The organism is Frankia sp. CgKIO3 (assembly GCF_977946435.1).
On sequence record NZ_CDWTMO010000183.1, the window covers coordinates 1 to 7,436 of the forward strand.

General features: G+C 66.0%; 9 protein-coding genes and 1 pseudogene. 4 read left to right on the plus strand and 6 right to left on the minus strand.

Annotated features, from left to right (window positions below):
- From AC08OJ_RS17010 to AC08OJ_RS17020, 3 genes and pseudogenes are all read right to left on the minus strand, one after another.
- The coding region (locus AC08OJ_RS17010) for a hypothetical protein (protein ID WP_476596236.1) at positions 1-186 on the minus strand (186 nt) is incomplete at its 3' end.
- Positions 187-685: 499 nt separating this feature from the next.
- Positions 686-1,115 (minus strand): annotated as a pseudogene (locus AC08OJ_RS17015) (ISAzo13-like element transposase-related protein); the annotation flags it as partial.
- A gap of 49 nt (positions 1,116-1,164) precedes the next feature.
- Positions 1,165-3,075: an acyl-CoA dehydrogenase family protein gene (locus tag AC08OJ_RS17020; RefSeq protein ID WP_476596238.1), complete on the minus strand. Its 1,911-nt coding sequence runs from the start codon at positions 3,073-3,075 to the stop codon at positions 1,165-1,167.
- Positions 3,076-3,729: 654 nt separating this feature from the next.
- Between AC08OJ_RS17020 and AC08OJ_RS17025 the strand changes: the two genes are divergently transcribed.
- The 3 genes from AC08OJ_RS17025 to AC08OJ_RS17035 are packed head-to-tail and all read left to right on the plus strand — an operon-like array spanning position 3,730 to position 4,317.
- Positions 3,730-3,900 carry a hypothetical protein gene (locus AC08OJ_RS17025; protein ID WP_476594168.1) on the plus strand — a complete coding sequence of 57 codons (171 nt, stop codon included), beginning with the start codon at positions 3,730-3,732 and terminating at the stop codon, positions 3,898-3,900.
- Between the two features lie 3 nt (positions 3,901-3,903).
- A complete protein-coding gene (locus AC08OJ_RS17030) occupies positions 3,904-4,113 on the plus strand; it encodes a hypothetical protein (protein WP_476594169.1) in 210 nt (69 codons plus the stop codon).
- On the plus strand, positions 4,114-4,317 hold the full coding sequence (locus tag AC08OJ_RS17035) for a hypothetical protein (RefSeq protein ID WP_476594170.1): 204 nt from the start codon (positions 4,114-4,116) through the stop codon (positions 4,315-4,317). It begins immediately after the preceding gene.
- 299 nt (positions 4,318-4,616) lie between these two features.
- Here AC08OJ_RS17035 and AC08OJ_RS17040 read toward each other — a convergent pair whose 3' ends face one another.
- The 3 genes from AC08OJ_RS17040 to AC08OJ_RS17050 form a co-directional block, all read right to left on the minus strand.
- Positions 4,617-5,189 (minus strand): PASTA domain-containing protein, encoded by a 573-nt coding sequence (locus AC08OJ_RS17040; RefSeq protein ID WP_476594171.1) that lies wholly within the window; start codon positions 5,187-5,189, stop codon positions 4,617-4,619.
- Between the two features lie 399 nt (positions 5,190-5,588).
- Positions 5,589-6,032: a GNAT family N-acetyltransferase gene (locus AC08OJ_RS17045; protein ID WP_476594172.1), complete on the minus strand. Its 444-nt coding sequence runs from the start codon at positions 6,030-6,032 to the stop codon at positions 5,589-5,591.
- 103 nt (positions 6,033-6,135) lie between these two features.
- On the minus strand, positions 6,136-6,921 hold the full coding sequence (locus tag AC08OJ_RS17050) for a hypothetical protein (protein ID WP_476596239.1): 786 nt from the start codon (positions 6,919-6,921) through the stop codon (positions 6,136-6,138).
- Positions 6,922-7,104: 183 nt separating this feature from the next.
- Between AC08OJ_RS17050 and AC08OJ_RS17055 the strand changes: the two genes are divergently transcribed.
- A complete protein-coding gene (locus AC08OJ_RS17055; RefSeq protein WP_476596240.1) occupies positions 7,105-7,422 on the plus strand; it encodes a hypothetical protein in 318 nt (105 codons plus the stop codon).
- Positions 7,423-7,436 lie beyond the last annotated feature (14 nt).

Consider the following 7,436-nt stretch of genomic DNA (forward strand, 5'->3'; position numbering starts at 1 on the left):
TTGTGTCCGCCCCGAAACAACAAGGACATCGGGATGCGCCGCAATAGCAGCGTTGAGGAGCGGCGTCTGCGCAGCGGCCGAGAATTCTGGAGAATATTGCGCGGTGAATTTCATCCCGTACCGCGAAGCTTGTTCCTGCGCCCCGCAGGCGACAGAGATGTAGGCGCCGTTGCGGACGGGCGCCACATAGATAATCGACTTACCCGCCGCGGATGTAGAAGATGCTGGGGATGTGGACGATGTACCCCCATTCGACGAGCATGCGGCGAGCGCCGCGACGCAGAGTACCGCAAGCGCGGTCGCAAGTCTTTTCCGTCTTGCCGTCATGACTACTCCAGTATTCCTGCGTGAATAAGAAGTCGAAATAGAGTGGGGCGAATCAGTAGCAGCGTTCCTCAAAAGTGTTCCTCAAGAGCGTCCGCGGTCAGAGTTTGAGCGATGCGAGCATGGTCGGTGGCGCGTCAGCAACGCTCGCCACGCCGGTCTCACTGGGCCTGATCGTCACGTTCACGAACCTAGCCGCACGGAACAACGTTCCAATGAACGGTGGATGGACATTTCCTATCAAGGACGTATAGAAACTTCGTTTTACGCCTGCTTCTCGCGCAGCGACGGGGGCCGGACCCGCGGGTCTGCGAGCGTGCCAGCTTGGTAGGGGACCCCAGGGATCTGCCGGAAAATAACCTCAGAATTTGATGTTGCCCTTGTCGATCAGGTTGGTGTGGATCACGGTGACCAGCAGCCGGTCAGACAGCGACAGGGGACCGCAGCGCAGGACGCGGTACCGGGCATGTTTGTGGTGCAGGCTGACCGGCGGGTGATCGAGCAGGTACTGCTCGACTCTGGCCAGCAGGGCGGTGAAGGCAGGGCCTTCCAGTCCGGTGAGTGTGGGGTGGTGCAGCCAGCTCGTGAGCGGTCAGCCCGGTGCGGGTGGTGGTCGCGCCGATCGTGTTGACGACAACGTCGTGGCTGGTCAGCGGGCGCCCACCCCAGTTGACGCTGATCCAGGAGAACAGTCGGTGCTCGATATTGTTCCATTTCGATGTTCCTGGCGGAAAATGGCAGACTGTCACCTCCAGACCAGCCGTGTGAGCGAAGGCGGCCAGCTCACTTTTCGGGAGGCCTTGACACCAGCCGGCATGATCACACGATGCGCGCGCGTGGTCAGCCCGTGGCGAGCAGGTCGACGGCCGGTCGAGTCGGGACCGCCTGCTGCCGCTCCGCGGCAAGGAACGGCCCTTCGCCGCTCGGGTCCATCACGCCGGACTCGGCCCAGCTGAAGCGGCCCGCGAGCACCTCCTGCGCCGCCGTGTAGTTGCGGGCGTCGTCGTTGCGCCACAGCGCCGCGAAGGACGCCTCGACCCGGCGTCGCGCCTGCCGGCAGAACAGGTCGGCCAGGTCGATCGCAGTCGGCTCGCCCTCCTCATCGAGCATCCGGGCCCGCACGACCGCCGCGCTGATAGCGAATAGTTCGGCGCCGATGTCGACGAGACGCCCGAGGAACGCCTGCTTCTTCTCCAGTCCGCCCTGCCAGCGAGCCATCCCGTAGAAGGTCGACCGGGCGAGCTTGCGCGCCGAGCGCTCCACGAAACGCAGGTGCGTGCCGAGCCGACCGAATTCGAGGAACGATCGCGGCGACGTCCCGCTGCCGACGGCGAGGCCGGGCAGCCAGCGGCCGTAGAAGGCAGCCGCCCGTCCGGCGCCGCGGGCCTTCGCCGCGACCGACGCGTCCGGGGAAATGATGTCACCGGCCACCGAGAGGTGGGTGTCCACGGCCTCCCGCGCGATGAGCAACCGCATGATCTCGGTGGACCCTTCGAAGATCCGGTTGATGCGCAGGTCGCGTAGCATCTGCTCGGCCGGTACCGGTCGTTCCCCCCGGTTGGCCAGGGACTGGGCGGTCTCGTACCCACGACCGCCGCGGATCTGGACCAGCTCGTCGGCGATCAGCCAGGCCATCTCGCTGGCATACAGCTTGGCCAGGGCAGCCTCGATCCGGATGTCCCCGCGTCCCTCATCGGCCATCAGGCCGGACAGTTCCAGCATCGCCTCCAGCCCGAACGTGGTGGCGGCCATGAACGCGATCTTCTGGGCGATGGCGTCGTGCTGGCCGATGGGCCGACCCCACTGGACGCGGTCCCGCGACCATTCCCGGGCGATGCGCAGCGCGTACTTGGCGCCGCCCACACAGGTCGCCGGCAGGGCGAGGCGGCCGGTGTTCAGCGTCGTCAGGGCAATCTTGAGCCCCTCGCCTTCCCGCCCGAGGCGGTCCGCGGCCGGGACCCGGACCCGCTCGAAGCTGGTCACCCCGTTCTCGATGCCGCGCAGACCCATGAACTCGTTGCGGTGCTCCACCTTCACGCCGGGTGCGTGGGCATCGACGATGAAACACGTGATGCCACCGCGACGACCGGCCGAGCGCGGGACGACCGCCATGACCACCAGCCGATCGGCGATCACACCGTTGGTGGTCCACAGCTTGCGGCCGCTCAGCTCGTAGGCGGCGCCGCCCTCGACCGGCACCGCCTGGCTGCTCATCCGGGCCGGGTCGCTGCCCACGTCGGGCTCGGTCAGCAGGAACGCGCTGATCTCCTCGCGGGCCACCTTCGGTAGATACGTCCGCTTCTGCTCCTCGGTACCGAACCCCAGGACCGGCTCGGCCACGCCGATCGACTGGTGCGCCGAGAGCAGCGTGGGCAGGCTCGCATGCCACGAGCTGGACAGTTCAAGCGCCCGGTTGTAGTAAACGGTGGTCAACCCGAGTCCGCCGTACTCCTCGGGGATCTTCATGCCGAGGGCGCCTATCCGCCGCAGCCCGTCGATCACCTGCCCAGGTAGCCGCCCGTCCCGCTCGATCTGCAACGGGTCCACCGTCTCCCGCAGGAACGACTCGAGCTGGGCCAGGAACGCCTCCCCCCGCTGCCGGTCGCCCTCCTTCGGCCGCGGGTGCGGGGAGATCAGATCGAGCCGGAGATGACCGAGGAAAAGCTCCTTGCCAAACGAGGGAAGCCGCCACTCGGCCTCCCGGGCCGCCTCGGCGACCCTGCGCGCCTCCCGTTCTCCCACCTGCGTCATCTCTCGCCTCCCCGTCCGTGAGCGGTATCCCGTCCGTCAGCGGTATGCAGTCCCTACCTACCCGTACTCCTTACCCGCACCGCGCCCATCCGCACGAGCTGGCACGCACACTCAGGCCGCGATCGTCCACGTGCCGTTAGCGTCCGTACCGGCCCCCGCACCGATCTCCGCACCGATCAATGTCGACTTCCATCTGATCGCCCCCTGCCGGCGAATTTGGGGGACCTGAGCACGGTCTGCGGTCCCTGGACCGTGACTGGCTCCCCCAAATTCGACCGCCGCGCGATCATGAGGACCCGAACTCGCGAACGTTGGTAGTCACCGCGTCCGCGACGCGACCTCTCACTGCGGGGGCGGAGGTCGCGGAACAGTAGCACCAGTGTGCCGGGCTGCCGCAGGACATCCACGAGGGTAGATCGGGACGGCATGTACACGCCGAGCACATCAACGAGCCGTTTACTCGAATGTCTCGCCCGGACGACCGGACGGCTGTCCAGGGCGGCGGGCGCGGCGCTGCCCGGGCACTCGACGTCCAGCCCGCGCGGCGCGGCCGATGTCGGCCCGCGCACAAGGCTTGCAGATGTTGCGTTTGTTTCGGATGATGCAGTTGGGAACCGTGAATGTTGATGGAGCTGGCAGAGATGCCTGGCAGAGATGCCCGGCCAGGTTGACGGCGCGACCGGGCGACCGGACCCCGATCTGATCGGCACCCACTGGCGGATCAAGTTTCGCGACCTCCACAAGTACAGAAGCCGCGACGACCTGGCGCGGCGGCGCGAGGCCGACAACCTGACCGAGCTGACCCAGGAACTAGGGCTGTACTGAGCGATGACCTTCACGGTGGTGTACGACGCCAACGTACTCTATCCGAACACATTGCGCAACCTTCTGATCCGGATCGCGCAGTCAGGCCTGGTCCAGGCGAAGTGGACCAACGAGATCCTCGACGAGATAGTCACCGCGATCGGCCGGAATCGGCCAGACATACCGTCCGACGTTGACGACCACATCGTTACCGCCATCCCTGGCGGTGGCTAGATGGGCGAGTTCCCCCACGCCGACGGAATCACCTGGCACGAGCCGGTCATCGGCTGGGGAGTCCTCGACCTCGGCATCGGGGACTCGTTCTTCGTCAATGACGATCAGGGCTACTTCGAGCACTGCCCCGCCGCCGACCTGGTCAGGGTCTGGCACCCGAACACCACCGGTTTGACGGCGCCCCCACCAGGCACCAATGCCTGAGTTGGTTCAGCGCCCGCCCCAAGCCTACCGCGAACCCGGCAATCGGTACCGCCATGACCTGCGCTCCGGCAACGCTTCCGCCACGGCTTCGGGCGGAAGCCGCCGGTCATACGCCACGTACTCGTGATCACCCGGATGCAAGATCACATGGATGAAACAGGCGACGAATTCCTCCGTGTGAACCGACGTGTAAGCCCTGATAGCGCCATCAGAAAGACGCCGGGGGATCACCTCCCCCGGCTACACCGGGGCGTCAGCGTTCCTCGGTGAGTAGGGGCGTACCACCGGTGCGACCGGCCTTAAGTCAGTGAGCCGTCGATTTTGACCACGTACAGCTTGATGTCGGTCAAGTACGGCACCACGGTGCCCGCTGCCGGCTCCTGCCGTACCACCTTCCAATGCGAGTCGATGATCTGAAGGCGTCCCCGTCCAGTCGCGTCGATTGAAGTCGACCGCAAGGGCGGGAAAAGAAGCTCCTGCGCGCTTTGCAGGTTCATGCCGACAACATTAGGGACCGCCTTCACCGCGGGGACCGTCGGCTGGGTTGCGGCAGGCGCGGCAGTGGTAGGGATACCCCCTTCCGTGCCGGAGACCGTAATGGCCGTTGTCGTCGCCGCCGGGACGGCGGTGGTCGCGGCCGTCGGGGTGGCGGTCGTGGAGCTGGGGCTCGCGATCGCGGCGACGATAAGAAGCGCGACCACAGCGACACCGCCGATAATGCCGATCTTCTTCCAGTCGCGACCCTGCCGCGGTGGCGGCATCGGGGGTCCGTAGCCGCGGGTCGGCCCATCTCCGCCCGGGTGAGGCTGCTGGTAGCCCTGGCTTCTGCCGTCGTGGTAGCTGTGGTGCCTTTGATCGTCGTAGTACGACATGACCGACCCCCGTTGAGACAGCATCGGGGAATGGGCGTCACCCCCCGACAACGCGGCGCACAGGGTATCGAAGGCATCACTGGACCGAATCGCGGGGTACGCGCTGGGCGGGTATCCCGCGGATGGGCTCTTGCGTGTTTCTCGGATCCGGGAACCGTCCGTTACGAGTCCTTCGGGCCCACCGATCGACAGTCCGGGCAGTCCCTGGAGGATGACACCGGCCGGAACGTGAGCCGGACACCCCACCGTGGCGGTGGCCGCCGATGCTTCTTGCAGCGCAGCACGATTACCGGGTTGGGCCACGGTCTGCCAGGCGCCTCGTCCATGCCGTCAGGATGGCCCGGCCGGCGCGGCCGCGCCGTATCCTTCGCGTGGGCTCCGGTATGGGTGCCCGGCAGCTCAGGCTCTGGAGGTTGCCCCACGCCGGGTGTTCCACTCGGCTCGGCTGATCGCATAGACGTTGTTCGCCCTCCATGGGCCGACGTCAGCCACCTCCCGGAAGGTCATCCCAAGCTTGCGCGCGATCGCGTTCATCCCCGCGTTCTCCTGGTATGTGATAGTGATCAGCTCGTCGACATCCAGCCGATCAAAGCCGAAGTTGAGCGATGCTGTGATCGCTTCTGTGCCAAGTCCCTGCCCCCAGCGGTCCCGGCGGATAGAGACAGCGACCTCGACGGCGAGCCAGCCCTCGGCGTAGAAGGTTCCTGCCCGGCCTATGAACTCGTTGGTATAACGGTCGGTCATGGCCCGCATACCATGTCCGCGTCGCTCCCATAGCGCCCGGGCCCGTTCGATCAGTCGGACTGTCCCCTCCCGCCCGCACGGACCATCGAGATAGCGCATGGTCTCGGGGTCGGCGTCATCGCCGCGTACGGGTCGATGACGGCGTCGAACCAGCCGCGAAGGATGAGCCGTTCCGTGACAACGATGGGGATCTCGGGTGCGGTCACTGGGTGAGGGCGAGCCGTGGGCGGGCGCCGAGCTGCTCGCGTAGATCTTTGACTGGGGGTAGTTCAGCGAACGGATCAAGATGCTTGCTGATATCTCCGGCCTTGGCTGTGACACTGTAGGTCGGGATGGCGTTCAACATCGAGACCACTTCCGATGCGTGCCGAGTAGCCTCCTCCGGCTCGGGTTTGGATCGAAGTAGCAGCGCCAGGGAGAGGTTGAGCATGGCGTTCCCGAGGTCTTCGAATCCACCACCGGTTCGTTGGTAGGCGTCGACCGATGCGCGCGCCATCGCCTCGGCCGCCTCGCCATGCCGGAGAGGGGCGAGAGTCCGCGCTGTCGACTGGTCGGCGTGGACGGGTCCGAACGGTGATGCTCCGGGTAGCGGGGGATTGGCCACGACGTGGTCATGCATGAGCGCGAGCGCTTTTCGTGCGCCGGCTTCGTCTCCGAGCGCGACCAGTCCTCGAACTTCGTAGGCGGCGAGTCGCGCGGCCAGGTAAGGATGATCGGCTATTGTCAAGGCCTCCCGGGTCGACCCTGCGGGTCCCGGCAGGGCGTATTCAAGATCTTCTGCTGTCTTTTCGAGCTTCGCTTCCTTCCACAGGCGGATCAGTTCGCCGTCGGACTTCAGCTCCCGGTTGAGGTCTGCGACGACTCTGGGTGACGGTAGCTGGTGGCCGTTCGCCGCGTCGCCGATTACTTGGCGCGGGATCCCCGTCTTCCGGTGCAACTTACTGTGATCGTTCTGTCGATCTGCGATCAAGCCTCGAAGATACGTCACGAACTGTGACCGTGCTTGTCTCTGAGGATCCATCGCCTTGTCCTCCTGTCAAGCGATGCCCTGTCATGGCCGTCATCTGCATGCATGAAGAAACGGCTGCATTCTGCAGCAGATCTGGTGCGCAGTGTGTCATGTCCTTACCGGCGGATGTGCCGGCCGGCATCCGGAGGCCAGGGAGGATTCGTGACGCTGACGGGTTCTCCCTGCGGATCACCGGGCGGGTGGAAGGCGGCCACCTATACCGGGAGGAGGAGCGGGCCCCACCGCTCGCGGGCACCCTCCCCCTCCCGGGCCCTGCCGACCCGCCGGCCCGGAGCGAACTGGATTCCCGTGCGGGACACACCGGCGAACTATTCGATCTCCGTGCTCGACGCCAATGGGCGTCCGGTCGAAACCCTGACCGGCTGGCCCACGGCCCGGCTCGCCGACGAGCACGCCCAGACCTTGCCCGACATCGTCGGCTACCGGGTCGTTCCGCTTCGCCGTGTCAACGGCCCCTGAGAGCCTGTCCTGGG

Bases quoted from the DNA above. Each gene is read 5' to 3' on its own strand.
- AC08OJ_RS17025 (WP_476594168.1), top strand. From the start codon at position 3,730: ATGCCCGGCCAGGTTGACGGCGCGACCGGGCGACCGGACCCCGATCTG.
- AC08OJ_RS17040 (WP_476594171.1), bottom strand. From the start codon at position 5,189: ATGTCGTACTACGACGATCAAAGGCACCACAGCTACCACGACGGCAGA.
- AC08OJ_RS17045 (WP_476594172.1), bottom strand. From the start codon at position 6,032: ATGCGCTATCTCGATGGTCCGTGCGGGCGGGAGGGGACAGTCCGACTG.
- AC08OJ_RS17030 (WP_476594169.1), top strand. From the start codon at position 3,904: ATGACCTTCACGGTGGTGTACGACGCCAACGTACTCTATCCGAACACA.
- AC08OJ_RS17020 (WP_476596238.1), bottom strand. From the start codon at position 3,075: ATGACGCAGGTGGGAGAACGGGAGGCGCGCAGGGTCGCCGAGGCGGCC.
- AC08OJ_RS17035 (WP_476594170.1), top strand. From the start codon at position 4,114: ATGGGCGAGTTCCCCCACGCCGACGGAATCACCTGGCACGAGCCGGTC.